The organism is Microcoleus anatoxicus, assembly GCF_042465725.1.
GTDB lineage: Bacteria > Cyanobacteriota > Cyanobacteriia > Cyanobacteriales > Microcoleaceae > Microcoleus > Microcoleus anatoxicus.
Window position 1 is genome coordinate 3,841,384 of record NZ_CP120853.1, and the last position, 17,293, is coordinate 3,858,676.

Here is a 17,293-nt window from a genome sequence, read left to right on the forward strand (position 1 = left end):
CCCTCGTTTCCCCCATCCCGTATTAATTTGATGAGTTCGGGGTAATTAGTGATGGTGAGTTACCAACTTTCCTCAACGGGATTATTGGAATTACTCCAAATTTCTACATCTAAATCGTTGAGATAAAACAGAGCACTTTCAATCTGTTTAGCAGTACCGTTCAGTTCCAAATCAAACCAACCGTCATCGGAAGTTTTGACACCCAACAAAGCAGCATTAAAATTTACCGTCAAACCGTATTCAGAAATCAGGTTAGAGATGACAGGTTCCTGATGGTACTCTTTAGGAACGCGAATGCGAATGCGGGTTTGAGTTTGTCTGGTGTCGCCACTGTCGGATTTGGGAATGTCTGACTCTTGGGTTTTGTGAAAATTGTCGATGGGTTCAAATTGAGATTCGATACTATTGCGATCTAACATTTCAACCTCCGAATGTTTGTTACAATTTATTGGTCATTGGTTATTGACGTCGCCAATAACCAATGACTACTGACTATTATTCAACTTCTTTGATGCTAGTTTTTCGTTCCAAAATCTCCTTAAGTACGAGAGTAACAACTGCTAAAAGACCCAGAACTACGGCCGCTGAAAAAGCCGCTTGAGTCGCATACTGCTTGTAAGCATCCTCTACAAACAAAGGTAAAGTTTGCGTTTTTTTAGCAATATTTCCCGAAACCACAGAAACAGCTCCAAATTCTCCCATGGCTCTAGCATTAGTCAAAATTACTCCGTAAAGCAATCCCCAGCGAATACTGGGAAGAGTGACATTCCAGAAAATTTGCCAATCATTTGCACCCAAAGTTTTCGCCGCCTCTTCTTGATCGGTTCCGACTTCTTCCAACACCGGAATTACTTCGCGAGCCACAAAAGGTAGAGTGACAAAAGCAGTAGCCAGCACCATTCCCGGAAAGGCAAAAATTACCCTAATATTAGCAGCTTCCAGCCACGGGCCGAACCATCCCAACCGACCGTAAAGCAGTACAATCATTAAGCCTGCAACTACGGGAGATATGGCAAATGGGACATCTAAAATGCTGATTAATAGCGTGCGACCCGGAAATTTATTGCGACCGATTACCCAGGCGGCGCACAAACCGAATACGGTATTAATAGGCACAACAATTAAAGAAATCACCAGGGTAAGTTGGGCTGCGTGGAGAAAATCGGGCGAGGTTAAGTTAGCAAAAAATGGCTCTACTCCTTTTTTGAAAGCTTGGTAAAAAACGTTGAGGGTGGGGATAAATAAGACGAGAGCCAGATAGGCGATCGCAATGGTGATTAAAGTTGGCTTAACCCAGGGTTTTTCCTGACTCTGCGTCGAACTACCGCCCGGAAATTTGTAATCTGTGGATGAATTGATATTAGCCGTCATAGCGCCTTCTCCATGCTTGTAAAAGATTAATTGCAAACAGCATACTTAGGGAAATAGCTAACATGACAGTGCCGATCACTGTGGCTCCTGCATAGTCATACTGTTCCAATCTTTGAAAAATTAAAACAGGGGCGATTAAATCTTTGAACGGTATGTTAGAGGCGACAATTACAGTAGAACCGTACTCGCCAACCGCTCGCGAAAATCCCAGAGCAACTCCTGTTAAAATAGACGGAAATAGGGGCGGCAAAACTACTCGCCAAAAGGTTTGAAATTGAGAAGCACCTAGACACCAAGCTGCTTCTTCGATGTCTTTTTCCATCTCGTTTAAAACTGGCTGTACAGTTCGGACGATAAATGGCAAGGAAATAAATATCATCGCTATACCTACACCCAAGCGAGTAAAGGAGATTTTGATTCCCAAGGGTGCAAACAGCGAACCAATCCAGCCGTTGTCGCTGTAAACTGTGGCGAGAGTTAAACCTGCGACGGAGGTGGGCAGTGCAAAGGGCAAATCGACGATCGCATCGACAATCCTTTTTAAGGGAAAGTTGTAACGGACTAAAACCCAGGCAATTAATGTGCCGAAAAATCCGTTAATTAATGCTGCAATTAATGCCGTAACGAAGGTGACATCATAGGCGGAAAGGGCGATGGGACTTGTGGCAATTGCCCAAAATTCGGCGGGGTTTGCGGTGCTGGCTTTCAAGAGCATGGCGGCTACTGGGAGCAATAGCATGAGGCTGAGGTAGCCGAGGGTGATTCCCCAAGGTAGTGTGATTTTGCCGATCGCCCTTTTGATCTGCTCGATCGGAGATTGAGGATTATTGGTTGGAGAAGATACAGTCATATAAGAATAGTTTTGAGTTGGAAAGAATTGCCCTAGGGGAGGGTTTTACCGATCGTATTTGACTAAAACCAATCATCTCGTAAACCCGCCCCTGCCATTGGTGACAACTTAAGACTGAACCCACAATAAATGTCGCTTTTAGGCGAAGTGTCGATCCCCCTAAATCCCCCTTAATAAGGGGGAATTTGAAAAATACTCTTGTCCCCCCCCTTATTAAGGTGGAATTTGAAAAATACTCTTGTCCCTCCCTTATTAAGGTGGAATTTGAAAAATACTCTTGTCCCCCCCTTATTAAGGGGGGTTAGGGGGGATCTGGCAGTTCGATACAAACAAGAGAGACTGTCGGTTTGACATTAAGTTGTCACCCATGCGCCCCGGCTACTACCGTTTAATTGAACCTTGGATTTTGTCAAAAACAGCTCCGTCATCGAAGAATTTCTTCTGAATTTCTCCCCAACCTCCTAAATCTTGAGCTGTAAATAGAGTTTTGATGGGGGGATATTTTTGGGCAAATTCTGGTTCCGCGGCTACAGTCGCATCTACTGGGCGGAATCCGGCTTTGGCAAATTCTCGTTGAGCTTCTGGGGTGTACAGAAATTTGACGAAGGCTTCGGCTACTTCCTTGGTGCCGTGTTTGGTGACATTTTTATCAACAATGGCGATGGGATTGTCGATGGAAACATTGACTTCGGGAATAGTATAAGTCGGTTTTTCCCCTTTCTGACCAGCCAAAATAATCTCGTTTTCGTAGTTGATTAAGGCGTCGCCTTGGCCTTGTTTGAAAAATACGTCGGTGGCTTCGCGGGCATCTTTAGTCAGGATGGGGACATTTTTGTAGACTTTGCTAGTAAAGTCCAATGCTTTGGTATCGTCGCCTCCGGTTTTGAGAATCGAGCCCCAAAGTGCTAGGAAATTCCAGCGAGCCACCCCCGATGTTTTGGGATCGGCGGTAATCAGTTTCACTCCATCTTTGGCTAAATCTTCCCAGTTTTTGATGCCTTTAGGATTCCCATCGCGGGTGACTATGGCTGCTACAGATTTGCTGACTATGGCTTCGTTAGGGACTTCTTTTTCCCACCCAGGCTCAATTAGTCCGGCTTTTTCGATTTTTTTGGTGTCGAGGGCGAGGGCTAGGTGTACGATGTCTGCTTCTAAGCCGTCAATTACGGCTCTGGTTTGGGAACCGGAACCGCCGTAGCTTTGGTTGAAGGTGACGGTTTGGCCCTGTTCTTTTTGCCACTTTTCTACGAATTTGGGAATTATGGCTTCGTGGGCGGCTTTGGTGACGGCGAAGGAAACGAGGGTTAATTCTACGTTGCTTTTGTTGGCGCTTGGGCTAGAAGCCCCGCCGGGATTGGCTCCGGGATTGTTGTTGCTACTGGGCGCGCAGGATGCGATCGCAAAACTTAATGTGATTCCCAGTAAAAATAACGACACAAAGCTTTTAAGCGAAGTCAATAATTGACTTTTGCCCACTGGCTGCGGTTGTGACTGGCGAAGACGTTGACTTAGGCGTTGCCACGGACTCATTATATTGGTTCCTTTACTTAAAGTACGGTTATTAGGTCGGAATACCGTAATTATTGTCATGAGTTCAAATCATATACGAGAGCGAGTAAAATGGCAATAGGAAAATGAGTAGCCAGCAGGTCGGGGCGATCGAATATGCCTGAGTCTCTTTTATGGATGCTTTGTAAGCAGATTTACGGTAAAATGTAAAGAATATACAAACTATTAATTTAAGGTGTGGATAACTAGGTGAGGCTGTGCGATCGGTTAAATCTAAAGGCGACGCTAACAAATCCCCGCCCAGTCACAAAAAATTTTAACTTTTAAGCGGTGGTGCATTTCTTAATTCATTTTGAACTGGCACTGAAAAATCCCGATCGACAAGCAAAAGACCAAAGGTAAAAGGCATCAGAAAAAGGCTCCAACTCTTCCATTACCCAACTCATACAACACGAATCGTTGCGATTGATGAAGCAATTTCAACAACTCACAACTATACTATTTACCTATTTCCTCTGTCCCTCTTCCTGGCCATCATTTTATATGTGTAGCAACTTATGTCCTTATTACGCCCCATTTCAGACGCCCTAATTGAACTATTGAAGCCGATTGCCAACGAATTAGGAGAAAGATTGGGAGCAAGCGCTGTCAACGAACGTTTTGCAGAAATTGAACCATCGGCTTCTTCAACTTTAAATCAACAAATCAAAAAAGACCCCCGCTGGATTAAAGCACAGGTTAAATATTTGCAGCGACACCAGGCTAGAGAAGAAGAATTAATGGAGATAGCCAATATAAATGAAGAATGGGTCAAAGAAGAACGCGCTAATCGAATTAAGGCAGAAGAATTGAGAGATCGGCGGGCAATTAGTCGGCTCTGTCGCGAATTAATGCGCGAGTTTCAAGCAGAAGCAATTCGAGTTAAGCTGAGCGAAATCCAAATTGTTTGGGACCGAGACAACTGGTTTTCTAATTTGAGCAGGCAGGAAACTGAACAAATTTTGCAGCAGCAGCAACACCGATTGCTGTTATTAGTCGCTCCTGCCAAAATTAGCCAAGATTGCCCTGATTCCTTTCGCCACAATCTGAATATCGAACTTCCTGGTAAGTTGAGAGCTTTTTTGAACCAACACTATCCTCAGTACGGAGATTTGTGTCCTGTTCAGTTTTACGGAGATTATTTCAAAAAGCCCATTTCTGATATTGATGTGGAGCGGTTACAGACTGTGTTGTCTCCAGTGCCTACAGCTATATTGTATAGCGATATCAGCGACTATGAAGTGAATTTTCATGTCGGTTTTTGGGGAGTGATCAATCAAAGTGTTTCTTTAGTGGCGATGCAGCCTTGGAATTGGGAAGAAGTTTACCATCAGTTGGAAGCAGAGGGCAAAGATTCAAAAATGAGTCTGCGAATTATTAGGCAGATTATTGTGACTATTCACAAATTATTGGCTGCGTTTTTAGCAGATTTGTATTATCTTAATATCGATTTCACCCACGAACCTCAGTTATTCAATTTAAAACAAGAATTCGCTCAAGAATGGTTTTCTCAAGATTGGGAATTGCCATATATTGAAACTCTCAAAGAAATTCAGAAACAGCAGCGAATAGCCTATGAGGGGGAAATGCGACGGCTGGCACTTCGAGAAGCCAAAGCTAAGGCAGAACGCAAGCGTTTGGAGGAGACTGAACTCAAACGTAGAGAAGAAGCCTTGGCGGTATCGCAACGGGCAAAGGAATTAGCTTATAAGTTAAAAAATCATCAATGGCGCTGCGTACACACGCTACCGGGACATTCATCTTTTGTTAATTCTTTGGCGATTAGTCCTGATGGTCTAACTTTGGCTAGCGGTAGTTGGGATAAAACTATTAAGATTTGGAATTTAGAAACAGGGGAATTAATTGGTACTCTGACTGGACATTCCGATCGAGTTAATTCGGTGGCTATTAGTTCGGATGGGCAAATTCTAGCCAGCGGTAGTTCGGACGAGACTATTAAATTTTGGAATTTGTATAATGGCGAATTGCTGTGTACTTTTCCGGGACATTCTATGGAGGTGAATTCCGTGGCGATTAGCCCCAACGGGCGAGTAATTGCTAGCTGTGGCGGGGCGGATAATACGATTAAAATTTGGAATTTGCGTAGTGGGGAGTTGGTTCGGACTTTGAAGGGTCATTCTGATAATGTGAATGCGGTGGTTTTTAGCCCGGATGGTAAAATTTTGGCTAGTGGGAGTTCAGATGCCACGAGTAAGATTTGGGATGTGGAAACTGGTAAATTGTTGCGGACTCTTTCGGGGTTGAATGTTGGGGTGAATTCTGTGGCGATCGGACCTGATGGCAAGATTCTGGCTAGTGTTAGTAATGATTATACGATTAAGTTGCGGAATTTGCAGACTGGCAGTTTGTTGCGGATTTTAAATTTTAATTATGACAAAGATAATGGTGTGCAGACTTTAGGAAGTAATGAGGGTGTGCATATTTTGCAGAATTATGTGAGTCGGGGCGATTCGGTGGTGATTAGTGGGGATGGTTTGACTTTGGCTAGTGGCTGCGATGATAATACGGTGAAAATTTGGAATTTGCAGACTGGGGAGTTGTTGAGCACTCTTAAGGGTCATGTGGGTACGGTGTATTCGGTGGCGATCGCACCTTTGGGCAATATACTGGTCAGTGGAAGTGCGGATGAGACGATTAAGATTTGGCGGTGTGATTAGTGATTGGGCAGTTGGTGGACAGTTTGTGGTAGCTTCTGAGAAAGATAATTTTGGTTCAGCCTTTGTGGGGAGGGCTTTTGGGCGAATTTGAAAAAAACTTGGCTGGGGGGGTTGCGCTAATGCCGATCGGTTTGCTATATTAGTTTATGTTGCTGGTGTAACTCAGTTGGTAGAGTAGCTGATTTGTAATCAGCCTGTCGCAGGTTCAAATCCTGTCACCAGCTTTAAAAAAGAATTCGTGAAAGCTTCGTGCGTTCACGAATTTTTAATTTTAACTAGCCCTAAACTGTATTTTGTTTTTATATTAATTCCGGTTGTATCGGAATGATTTAACCGCGAAGGCGCTAAGGACGCGAAGGAAGAGAAGAGAGAGTTTAATACAGGAGGATGAAAAGAGGATTTGATATTATATCAATTCTGGTGGCATCCGAAGAGAATTTGTAATGGGTAATTGGTAATTGGTAATTGGTAATGCCCTTCCCCCCTGGGGGGGTCAGGGGGGGTTCCCCATTACCCATTACGCACCTAACTGAGAAAGGCTATAGTCAGCGCTGGCTAGAGTCGGGGAAGAATTTTTTAGTTATTGGTTATGAGTTCTGAGAAACAAGAATCAACAACCAATAAACAACAAACAACAACTAAAAACCAACTAAATTATACTGGTTTTTAGCTCCACATTCCTACACTATGACGGTTGTTATTGCGATACCTATACCTAGGAAAGTTATTAGTATTTTCTGTGGAATCTTGGAGAGTTGAGCCGTCATTTTCTGTAACTGGAGACGTGATATTTTGGGTGTTTTCTGGTGCGGTATCTGAGTCCTCGGAAGCAGCCGGAAGAGATTTTTGTTCTATTTCCTGTTCGTCGGTGTAAAACTCCAGGCGCACTCTGACTTTTCCTTTTGTCCAGGATTTACCTGCACTCAAAAGTTCGCAATCCATACCGTCTAAAAACAATCTTTCTTCTAGGAGTTTTGACTGCATAATAGTCAAAAATTCGCTAACTTTGAAAGTACATTGATACATCAAAGCGCTGGCGGGAGTAGACAAAACATCGTCTTCTCTTAGAAAAACTTTTGAGGGTTTCATAATCTATTGTAATTTCAGGAAATAGTTGAGTGTTCGATGTTGATTTTCTGCTGTTTCTAGTGGTGTTTTGTTAGCAGTTATTAACCTAACAAAAATGACAATAAACTGTCTAATTTTGATTTATAGGTGTTGTTATTAGTTATTTATTAACAGCTACTAATCAAAAATAACTAATAACAAATAACTCAGCAACAATAACTATTAATGGTTTTTTTTAGAAAAACCAACCGTAGGAATGTAAACCCTTGCCTAACAAATTAACGCCTAGATAACAAATCCAAACCACCACAAAACCTGTGGCTGCTAAGATGGCTGGGCGTCTTCCCTGCCAGCCGCGGGTGATGCGGGCGTGGAGGTAGGCTGCAAAAACTAACCAAGTAATCAATGCCCAGGTTTCTTTCGGGTCCCAACTCCAGTAAGAACCCCAAGCTTCGTTGGCCCAAACACCGCCGGCAATAATGCCAATAGTCAGTAAAGGAAATCCTAAACCGATGATGCGATAGCTAATGTTATCAAGAGTTGATGCGAGATTCAAGCGCTGGGGCGAGAGAATTTCTGCGGTTTGAGATTGATGGTGGGAAGAGGTTTGAACTGGTGCTAGTTCTAGGACTGCGGTGGTTGCCGAACCGTTATTGGTGGAATTGAAAGAGGGTTCGCTGAATGCTAATCCGCTGTCGGCTGCGGTTGCCCCAATTTGAGGTTCGGGGTTTTGAGGGCGTTGGAGGCGGTAGTTGCTGTGGCGATTGCCGTTGGTACCGAAGGAACTGCCGGTGAGTTCGATTTTTTGACCGCGGGTGACGACTAAAAAGGCGATCGCCAGTAGCGCTCCTACCATTAAAGTTGAATAACTCAGCATCATGACGCTGACGTGCATCATCAGCCAGTTGGATTTGAGGGCTGGTACTAGGGGTTCCGCCGACTGCATGGTTGCGGGCAGGGTGAGGGCTGCAAAGGCGGAAATTGCCATGGCTACGGGGGATGTGGCTACTCCTACTAAGCGCGATCTACTCATGTTTTCCGCGACTAGATGGATGGCGGTGATTCCCCAAGTGAGGAAAAATAGGGATTCGTAAAGGTTGCTCAGAGGGAAGTAGCCGGCTTCTATCCATCGAGCACCGAGTAGGGCGACGATGGATAGATTGGCGACGGCCATTCCGGCGGTGCCGAGGGCTGACAAATAGGGAATGCCGGGAAAAGCAGCCCCAACCCAGTAAACGAGCATTGTTGAGAGGAGAACGGCAAAGGAGATATTGTCCAGCCAGTTCTGGAGTACAACCAGATCCATAAAAATTACCCCGGTAAAGTTTTCATTTGATACTAACTAGATCGATCGTACTGGGATTCGGGAGTTTTTGGTGATGGAGACGGGCTTTAGATCCCCGACTTTTTCAGAAGTGGGGACTTTGAGTGTGCTGTGGTGTTAGCGGTTGCTTGGGAGAGTCGATCGACTAATATTGACTACCAAGGATTGCCAATAATTCTAAAAGCCGACCAATAATAGGGATGAGAAAAATTCCCACTGCCTGTGTTGGACATTGAAGGTGGCAGAGGCAAGCTTCCAGAAGAAGTGTGCAGCACCCCCCCTTCAATGCGGACGGTTTGGCGCAACATCGCTAATTGTGCTTGCCGCAGAGCTTCTGCCTTAATCGGAGCATTTTTTAAATGGCTGTAAAACTCCGACATCAATCCCAAACTCCCCTCATCGCTCACATACCAGAGAGTAGCCAGAGCCGATTTAACACCTGCTTGCACCGCTAACCCGCCAAAGCCCAACTCTGCATCCCGATCGCCCACAGCAGTCCTGCAAGCACTCAAAACCAACAGTTCAACTTCCGGGCTGTGCCAGTTCATTTGTCGCAACTGATCTAAGCGCAATTTAGTATCCCACAATTGAATGAAAGAATTGCTGGGGTCTCCCGATCTAAATTCGGCGTGGGTAGCCAGGTGAATCATGCCAAAGGGTTGCTGCTGGCGCTGGGATTTCAAATTGGCCAGAGTGAAAGCTTGGTTCAAGAAAGACTTGCCTGGCCACTCCTGCCGAGCGATGGTGGATACCTCTATTTCCACCGCAGGTAAAGGACTCATATCCGCAAATTGCGATATTTCTGAACTAATGCTAGGACTTCGGTGCGGGAGGTTAGGGGTATCCTCCGGCGAATGGGTTCGCCAGAAGCAGTTACCAGTATTAGTTCTAGTTCCTCGCTGTTTTGAATTTGCTGTTCTACTCGCAAGATTGAAGAACTGCTGTCCGGGCGATCGACAACAGTATTACCTTTGGGTAAAAAAGTGATGTAGATCAGAGCTGGTTTAATGCCTGTGGCTTTTTCGATGCTACTAAGCTTCTTTTGAGAATCTTCTAGGGTAGCGATCGCATTTGTCGATGGCAAATTTAGATAATTAACAAAATCCCTGGTCAATCTTTCTTCTATGGGAAAAATAACTGCGTCAAGGTTCCTTTGCCAATTAGAAATATTGATATTGGTGGGTGAAGGTAAATTTTGCTGTTGTAAGGAATTAGATATTTGATAAAGCTGTTGTGAGTTGGGGGAAAATACAGGGTTGGCGATGATCGGTAGGGGATTCACTGGGAGTGTGGGAGGCAGAGTCGGTTTCGGTATCACATCGAGATTAATGGACACAACAGGTATCTCATTGACTGAAACTGCCGGAGGTGAGACTGTTGCTTGTGTTAGCGCTAATGTTTGGATGGTGGGAGCGATCGGCCCAACTGTGACGGGTGTTGGTGTTTGGATGATGGGGGCGATCGGCTCAACTGTGATGGGTGTTGGTGTTTGGATGATGGGAGCGTTAGGCTCAACTGTGATGGGTGTTGGTGTTTGGATGATGGGAGCGTTAGGCTCAACTGTGATGGGTGTTGGTGTTTGGATGATGGGAGCGTTAGGCTCAACTGTGATGGGTGCAGGTGCTGGCGCAGGAGTTGGTGCAGGAGTTGGTGCTGGTGCAGGTGCTGGCGCAGGAGTTGGTGTTGGCGTCGGCGAAATAACAGAATTAGTAATGTTAATTCGTGTCGGCTGTACTATCTGAGGGCCAGGGTTGCTGTAACTTCCGTTAGCAATCACATTTCCCTTAGAAGGTCCTCCCGTAGCAATGATGCCAGCGGTACCATTGACTCGGTTATAGTCCGGCCCGACGGTGAACAGAGTGCTAGAGGCTCCCCCACCGTGGCGAATGGTGATATCCCCAGCGTTAGCACTGGTGCTTGTGGAAGCGGAAAGGCTGCAACCGCGCGCGCAGTTGGGTTGTGAGTTGAAAGTGCCTGTGGCTCGGAAATAACGGCCGGCGGTAAGGTCAATATTTCCTCCGGCTGTTGGGCCTTCGGTGTTGATGGAGGTGACTTGAATATCGTTGCGGGCGCTGAGGGTGACTGAGCCGCCTTGTTTGTCTTGTGAATGGGCCTCTATGTTCCCTGTTTGAATGCTTGATTCTGCTGCAATGGTAATGTTTGCGCCGTTGCCGTTTTTGTCGGTGGAGGCGGAATTGATGTTGCCTGTCTCTACTTTTCCTGTACGGCTGGTGATGGTGATTTTGCCGCCACTGCTGTTGCTGGAGTTGGAGTTGAGATTGCCAGTCTGAATGTCGCCCTTGGCTTCCAACCCGATCGCACTTGCTTGGGAACTTGTCAAATTGCCCGTTGTCAGGTTGTTGGCTGCTTGTACTGCGATCGCCCCAGTATTTATACCTTGTACAGCCACATCGCCCCCTGCTACTACTTGGTTGGAGGCTGTGAGTACCACTTGACCGCTGGCATTGACTCGGACTCCTGTAGCGTTCGCCGGACCGATGCCTGTGAGCAATTGTGGTAAGGATGCGATCGGTAATATGGAGGTGGCTGGCCCTGTTCCTGATGGGGGCTGGATTTCCAAACTGAGTAAATTGCCTTCCTGGATCAGACGAAGTAGATTTTGCCCAGGCACCGAGGCTATAGTAATTTGACCGTTTGGGGCAGACACAGTGCCAGTGCTGACCACTGTACCGCCTAGCAAGGTTAAGTTTTGACCTGACTTAACTGCTAAGTTAGCCGTGTTGATGATTGCTCCTGGTTGAGCGGTGGCGAAGGTGAAGGAGTTGGGTGTCCCTGTAAGGGAGGTATAATTGTTTGTGCCTGTGGCGTTAAAAGAATTAGAACCAAATCCAATGGATGTGGCCGTGGTTGCAGTGAAAGCCGCCGGCACGTTTAAGCTGGCATTGTTGCCGAATATAATCCCGGAGGGGTTCATCAACAACAGATTAGAATTCCCACCGGTCACTTGAATTAACCCATTAATCAGAGAGGGGCTACCGCCACCGATGCGAGCCAATATGTTGCGAATGTTGGGGTTTAAAATAAAATTGGCAATCTGATTTTGTGACAGTCCGAATTGTTGAAAACTATGGAAGAGATTTTGTCGATCGCCCGATAATTGTCCGCCTTGGATGTCGAAGCGAGTTTGCGGGGGGATTCCGATTACGGGTACGGGCGTGACGGTAGTGCCGGTGCCGTCGGTGGCTGGAACAATTGTTTGGGCTTGTGTTTTCGCAGATAAAAAGTAAAAATTAAATAGAATAATTTGCAGAAAAATTGCCAGTTTAGTTAGATTTTTTTTGTTTTTTTTTGTTTTTTTTTGGGTCGGATTTTTTGTGGTATTCATTTTTTGTTAACAACTCATTTATATAATGATTTTTGATTAAAATTCCTGTTAGCATTTGCACTTAACCTGTGACATATTTTCTATGGTTTAAATTCTAACTCGTACTTGGTGGAAGATGTATCTACCACATGAGGTATTTACAAGGGTTTAACCCAAAAGTAAGTTAAAAATTATTGCATTTTATGTTAAGAGAGACAGAAGCAGACGGGGAGGGCAAAAATTAGCCACCGAAATCAAACAGGGGGGTGATTGACCCGGATTTATATAAAATCCTCTCTTCATCGTCCTGTATTAAACTCTCTCTTCTCTTGCTTCGCGTACTTCGCGCCTTCGCGGTTAAATCATTCCGATACAACCGGAATTGATATTAGTACCATCGGACTTACAAAAAAATGGGTCTAAAGCCAGGTGAGGTGCACCATAAGTCTAATCCGAGGCCCTAGGGCGTGTTTTCTTGCCCGATCCATCAGATCCTGATCCCCCTCGCATCCCCCTTAAGAAGGGGGACGAAAGAGCTTCTTTCTCCCCCCTTTTTAAGGGGGGTTGGGGGGGATCTCCGGGGAGAGAAAACACGCCCTAGGCCCGTTGCTAGCTAAGGAGGGTTTTTCAGGGGGATGCTGATGGCGATGCTGATGGCGATGCTGATGGCGATGCTGATGGCGATGCTGATGGCGATGATGCAGAGGGAGTTGGAGAAGCAGAACTACCAGACAAAGGAGTGGAAGAGGGATTAGAGGAAGGACTAGGTTGGTCGGATTTTTTGAGGTTGACAAAAGCGTCATAACGGGTAGTACGATCGCCTATGACTGCCGCTGTAATCCCGATCGACCGTATCGCATCGATCCAGATTTTTTGATTGGGGGGAAATTCCGGCAAAGCTAGGTTTTTCGGGTTAAATGCACTCTCTGTGTCGATGAAGAAATTGCCATTGTGGGGCTTAAGTTGCGATCGCACTGTTTTTTGGAACAATTCGCTGCTTAATAGCGGACTTTTCGGGGCCGGGACGATCGCATCCACCACGGGAGCTCCTACTGTTAAAAATAGTACATCGTTCATCCAGCCGCGAGTAACTGTGATTCCTCCAAAGGGTGATGTCCATTTAGTTGTAGGTTGACCCCCAACTTTAATTTCCTCGACTCTAAACCCTTTCATTTTCATGGTATCGTCAAGCTGTTTGAGAGCTTTGTCCGCCCCGCGACGGTTGTTGCTTTCCACCATAAATACAAATCCCGCAGCAAATTTGTCTTTGGGATTTGGCGCGGGGGCTGGTATTAAGGATAGGGAAAATTCTCCGGCCATCCACTCCATTAAGTCTTTGTCTAAATCCAGGCCAGTAGTGGATTTTAGGGCGGATCGCAAAATTTGCGGATTCACCGGGGCGATCGGATTAGCATCGGCCCCCGATACATAATCTTCCCACAAACGCCGTAAGTTGCCACCAGATACCATCATGATTGTATTATTTGGTAAGCGGTTCGACATTTTGAGAGCGTTGTTTTCTACTGCGATCCTTTTTTGAGAGTCTGGTTTCAGCCAAGAAATAGATTTGAATCCAATGCCATCTGTATCCACGCTAACTGTGGTGGCAAATCCCTGATTTTGTTGTAATTTTTCCAGGTTTTCCGGTGATAATTCACGGGCGGAGTTAGCTGCGGTAAAGGCTGCTGCGACGGGCATATTCACGTAGATTTGACCGAAGGCACCGGAACTTTTGATTTGTTCTAGGGCATCTTCGTACCCTGGTGTTTTTGCTAGGGAAGGTTCCCCTTTGTAGGTATCAATTATTCTATCGGTGGCTGTGGGTTCTGTGCTCACTACCAGATAGTTTGTCCCCAGTACCGCCACCGAAAAATTGCGATCGGGTATGCCTTGAGTTTCTGTAACTTGGACTCCTTTATAATTACGCTCAACCATTTTTCCTTGGTTGAGGGGTCTGGGTTTTGCTAATAATTCTTTGGCTTTAATCGGGTTAGCAATGGGGAAGATAATAGCTACTGATTGTTGGGCTGGGGGAGGTGGTGGTGCATTGGGTGTGGGCGGTGCTACTGGTATGGCGATTTTGTTTCGCAAAAACGCAACCATTGCTGTGTTACCTACCCAGGGTTGAATGTCTTGTTGGTAGCTGTAGCCGTTGGTTGTCAGGAGGCGATCGCGCAATTCGGTTAAAAGTCTTTCAAAAGAGGCTTTTGAGTCGGGAGTGCCAAACTCTCGCAGCCTTTTCCACTGCGATTCATCGGTACTGATGGATACAGCCATCATCGTATCTTGGGGTACAACCGTAGCCCCTGGGGGCAAATCTTTGCTTGGTCCGCGGGAGATGACGATCAAATAGGTGATGAAGCCTAAACTAATCAGGAGGGTAGCTGCTCCGATGGTAAACAGGAGAGAAGATTTATCTTTCTTAAACATTATTAGTCAAGTTGGGTTGCTCGCAACATCCTAAATTATATGGGTATCGGGCATCGGGCATCGGGCATAATGCCCTAATTTCAATTCCTGGCTTTAAAGTCTTTAAAAATCGTTTGAAATGAATACATCAGTCTATGCACATCATTTGTCGCTCTGGGAAATATGTTTAACTCCCATTTTTTGCGGGCGATAGTTAGCAATTTGGCTACGGCTTCCGAGTAAGTATTAGAAATAAAATAGCTGCCACCTTCGTAGCGAATATCTGACGCTAATCCAATAAAAGCACCAGCCGTTTCTAGTTTTAGTTCCGAAGTGTTGTGCTGAGATTTCACTGCTAAAATTACTTGGGAGTGCCGGGGTTCTCGCTGGAGCAAGCGACAGATATTCGCTTCTTTTTGGTATAACATTAACAGGTTGCAATTGTGGAGAACTCCGGCTCTACCTTGGACTTTTACTGCTAGATGAACTTCCAGGGCTGGTTTGTCGGGAAATTCCACTATTGCATAGGTATAGGGATGAGTATTACCGTGAATTTTGCCTGGGGTCTTTCTAAATGTTAAATATTTGGGTGTTTCGTCTAAAACATTGTTATAATATATAGTACCTCCTTCATTGGCAATAGCTTTTAACAAGATGGTGAATAGGTAAAAATCAAAAATGTTTGCTTGTTCTATGGCACCGTTGAAATCGGGATTAATCGCTAGGCTTAATTTGCTTTTAATTTCCGCATTGGTGACGTAGTTGCTCGGTTCTGATGGCAGTTTTTCGATCAAGTATTTCAGGGCGATCGCCTGTTTGTTCCGAGGGGATGTCAGATGAGAAGTAAACTCGATAGTTTTTACCTCTTGGGCACTGGATGAGGCAAAGCTAATTTTAGTACCCAGGGGAGAAGTTTCTGATTCTACTTTTAAGAAATAAGCAATTTCATCTTCCATTTCGGAAGTATGAACTGTCGCTTGTTCCACAGCATCAATCAACATCAAAAGTTGCTCTTTTGGTGTATAGTCTTCTATCTTGAGTAACGGGGTTTTTCTTTTGAGCGATCGCTCCTCAATAGTTTTACCTATCTCTACATTATCTGCTACTTGTTGAGCTACCCAACCCAAATTAAATTCATGCAACATTGCCGCCAGTTGTTGATAGACTCTGGCATACTCGATATCATCCATAATCGTTTTGGAATAGCAAACTATTCTAATTATATAAGCTGGTTGATTTTTTTGTCAAGTGTCTGTCAGCCTCAACAGCCCACAGTTAACGACCAATTCGCAGTAAGCTATTCTACGACTCTCAAGCGATCGAAAATATGGCAACTATCAACGACAACTACCTCAAACTCAAAGCTGGCTACCTGTTTCCAGAGATAGGACGCCGAGTCAAGGCTTATGCAGAAGCCAATCCGGGCGCACCAATCATCCGCCTAGGGATTGGCGACGTCACAGAGCCCCTACCCGAAGCTTGTCGCCTCGCGATGGTGGCTGCGGTGGAAGAAATGGGCTCGCGGGATACCTTCAAAGGATACGGCCCGGAACAAGGTTATGAATGGCTGCGGGAGAAAATTGCCGATCGCGATTTCAAGTCACGGGGATGCGATATTGATGCTTCGGAAATCTTTATTTCTGATGGTTCTAAATGCGATTGTGGTAATATTCTCGATATCTTTGGGAACGATAACACGATCGCAGTTACCGACCCAGTTTATCCCGTGTATGTAGACACCAACGTGATGGCAGGGCATACGGGAGAGGCAAACGAAAAAGGCGAATACGACGGCTTCATTTACCTGCCAATTACAGCAGAAAATAACTTTACTGCCGAAATTCCCACAGACAAAAAAGTCGATTTAATTTATTTATGTTTTCCCAACAATCCCACGGGTGCAACTGCAACCAAGGAACACTTGCAAGCTTGGGTAAAATATGCTAAGGCGAACGGTTCGATTATCTTCTTCGATGCAGCCTACGAGGCATATATTACCGATCCCAGTTTACCGCATTCTATCTACGAAATTGAAGGTGCGCGCGATTGTGCGATCGAATTTCGTTCTTTCTCCAAAAATGCAGGTTTCACAGGTACTCGCTGTGCCTTAACCGTTGTACCAAAGACTTTGACTGGAAAAGCCGCAGATGGTTCCGATGTCGAAATTTGGAAGTTGTGGAATCGTCGTCAATCTACTAAATTTAACGGCGTTTCTTACATCGTGCAACGCGGTGCTGAGGCGGTTTATTCCGATGCTGGCAAGGCACAAATTCAGACATTAGTCAATTTTTACATGGAAAATGCTGCGATTATTCGCGAGAAATTGACAGCGGCTGGTATTGAGGTTTTTGGTGGCGAAAATGCACCCTATGTGTGGGTGAAAACCCCTCATGGTTTGTCGAGTTGGGATTTCTTTCAGAAGTTGCTAGAAACTTGCAATGTGGTGGGAACACCCGGTTCTGGTTTTGGTGCCGCGGGCGAGGGTTATTTCCGAATTTCGGCATTTAATAGTCGGGAGAATGTGGAGGAAGCAATGAGACGAATTGTGGAGAAGTTTAAGGTTTAGTATCATACTAGCCCGCCAGGGAATGAATTCCCTGGCTGATAGCGAAAGTCCTCTGAAAGAGGACTGAAGAGTTATTTAGGACTTACGCATTAACAAGGGAATTATGTCATTCTGAGTGAAGCGAAGAATCTCAAGCCCTTGCAAAAGAATCAAA

The 17,293-nt window shown here is 45.3% G+C and carries 12 protein-coding genes and 1 tRNA gene; 3 read left to right on the plus strand and 10 right to left on the minus strand.

All coding sequences use genetic code 11. The features are described 5' to 3' along the window. Positions 1–59 precede the first annotated feature (59 nt). The 4 genes from P2A85_RS16690 to P2A85_RS16705 form a co-directional block, all read right to left on the minus strand. Positions 60–419: an NIL domain-containing protein gene (locus P2A85_RS16690; RefSeq protein WP_377473944.1), complete on the minus strand. Its 360-nt coding sequence runs from the start codon at positions 417–419 to the stop codon at positions 60–62. 76 nt (positions 420–495) lie between these two features. Then, on the minus strand, positions 496–1,371 hold the full coding sequence (cysW, locus tag P2A85_RS16695; RefSeq protein ID WP_377473946.1) for a sulfate ABC transporter permease subunit CysW: 876 nt from the start codon (positions 1,369–1,371) through the stop codon (positions 496–498). Then, the gene (gene cysT, locus P2A85_RS16700) at positions 1,361–2,221 is read right to left on the minus strand and encodes a sulfate ABC transporter permease subunit CysT (protein WP_377473949.1); all 861 of its coding nucleotides are present in this window, start codon (positions 2,219–2,221) and stop codon (positions 1,361–1,363) included. Before cysT ends, cysW begins: the two co-directional genes overlap by 11 nt. A gap of 381 nt (positions 2,222–2,602) precedes the next feature. Further along, positions 2,603–3,751 carry a sulfate ABC transporter substrate-binding protein gene (locus tag P2A85_RS16705; protein WP_377473951.1) on the minus strand — a complete coding sequence of 383 codons (1,149 nt, stop codon included), beginning with the start codon at positions 3,749–3,751 and terminating at the stop codon, positions 2,603–2,605. 536 nt (positions 3,752–4,287) lie between these two features. Here P2A85_RS16705 and P2A85_RS16710 point away from each other — a divergent pair. Together P2A85_RS16710 and P2A85_RS16715 are read left to right on the plus strand one after the other, a co-directional pair. Continuing rightward, positions 4,288–6,447 carry a WD40 repeat domain-containing protein gene (locus tag P2A85_RS16710; protein ID WP_377473953.1) on the plus strand — a complete coding sequence of 720 codons (2,160 nt, stop codon included), beginning with the start codon at positions 4,288–4,290 and terminating at the stop codon, positions 6,445–6,447. A gap of 151 nt (positions 6,448–6,598) precedes the next feature. Then, a tRNA-Thr gene (locus P2A85_RS16715) sits at positions 6,599–6,671 on the plus strand. A gap of 442 nt (positions 6,672–7,113) precedes the next feature. Here P2A85_RS16715 and P2A85_RS16720 read toward each other — a convergent pair. The 6 genes from P2A85_RS16720 to P2A85_RS16745 all read right to left on the minus strand — a co-directional run bounded on the left by P2A85_RS16720 (position 7,114) and on the right by P2A85_RS16745 (position 15,763). Continuing rightward, positions 7,114–7,536: a KGK domain-containing protein gene (locus P2A85_RS16720; protein ID WP_377473955.1), complete on the minus strand. Its 423-nt coding sequence runs from the start codon at positions 7,534–7,536 to the stop codon at positions 7,114–7,116. A gap of 214 nt (positions 7,537–7,750) precedes the next feature. After that, positions 7,751–8,821 (minus strand): c-type cytochrome biogenesis protein CcsB, encoded by a 1,071-nt coding sequence (ccsB, locus tag P2A85_RS16725; protein WP_377473958.1) that lies wholly within the window; start codon positions 8,819–8,821, stop codon positions 7,751–7,753. A gap of 173 nt (positions 8,822–8,994) precedes the next feature. Further along, a complete protein-coding gene (locus tag P2A85_RS16730) occupies positions 8,995–9,621 on the minus strand; it encodes a CHAT domain-containing protein (RefSeq protein ID WP_377473960.1) in 627 nt (208 codons plus the stop codon). Then, complete coding sequence (locus tag P2A85_RS16735; protein WP_377473962.1) at positions 9,618–12,185, minus strand: filamentous hemagglutinin N-terminal domain-containing protein; 2,568 nt, start codon at positions 12,183–12,185, stop codon at positions 9,618–9,620. The genes P2A85_RS16730 and P2A85_RS16735 overlap by 4 nt, the downstream gene beginning before the upstream one ends. Positions 12,186–12,791: 606 nt before the next feature. Next, positions 12,792–14,594, minus strand: a complete 1,803-nt coding sequence (locus P2A85_RS16740; protein WP_377473964.1) for a DUF3352 domain-containing protein — start codon at positions 14,592–14,594, stop codon at positions 12,792–12,794. A gap of 80 nt (positions 14,595–14,674) precedes the next feature. Continuing rightward, positions 14,675–15,763, minus strand: a complete 1,089-nt coding sequence (locus P2A85_RS16745) for a hypothetical protein (protein WP_377473966.1) — start codon at positions 15,761–15,763, stop codon at positions 14,675–14,677. 137 nt (positions 15,764–15,900) lie between these two features. Between P2A85_RS16745 and P2A85_RS16750 the strand changes: the two genes are divergently transcribed. Then, complete coding sequence (locus P2A85_RS16750) at positions 15,901–17,139, plus strand: LL-diaminopimelate aminotransferase (protein WP_377473968.1); 1,239 nt, start codon at positions 15,901–15,903, stop codon at positions 17,137–17,139. Positions 17,140–17,293 lie beyond the last annotated feature (154 nt).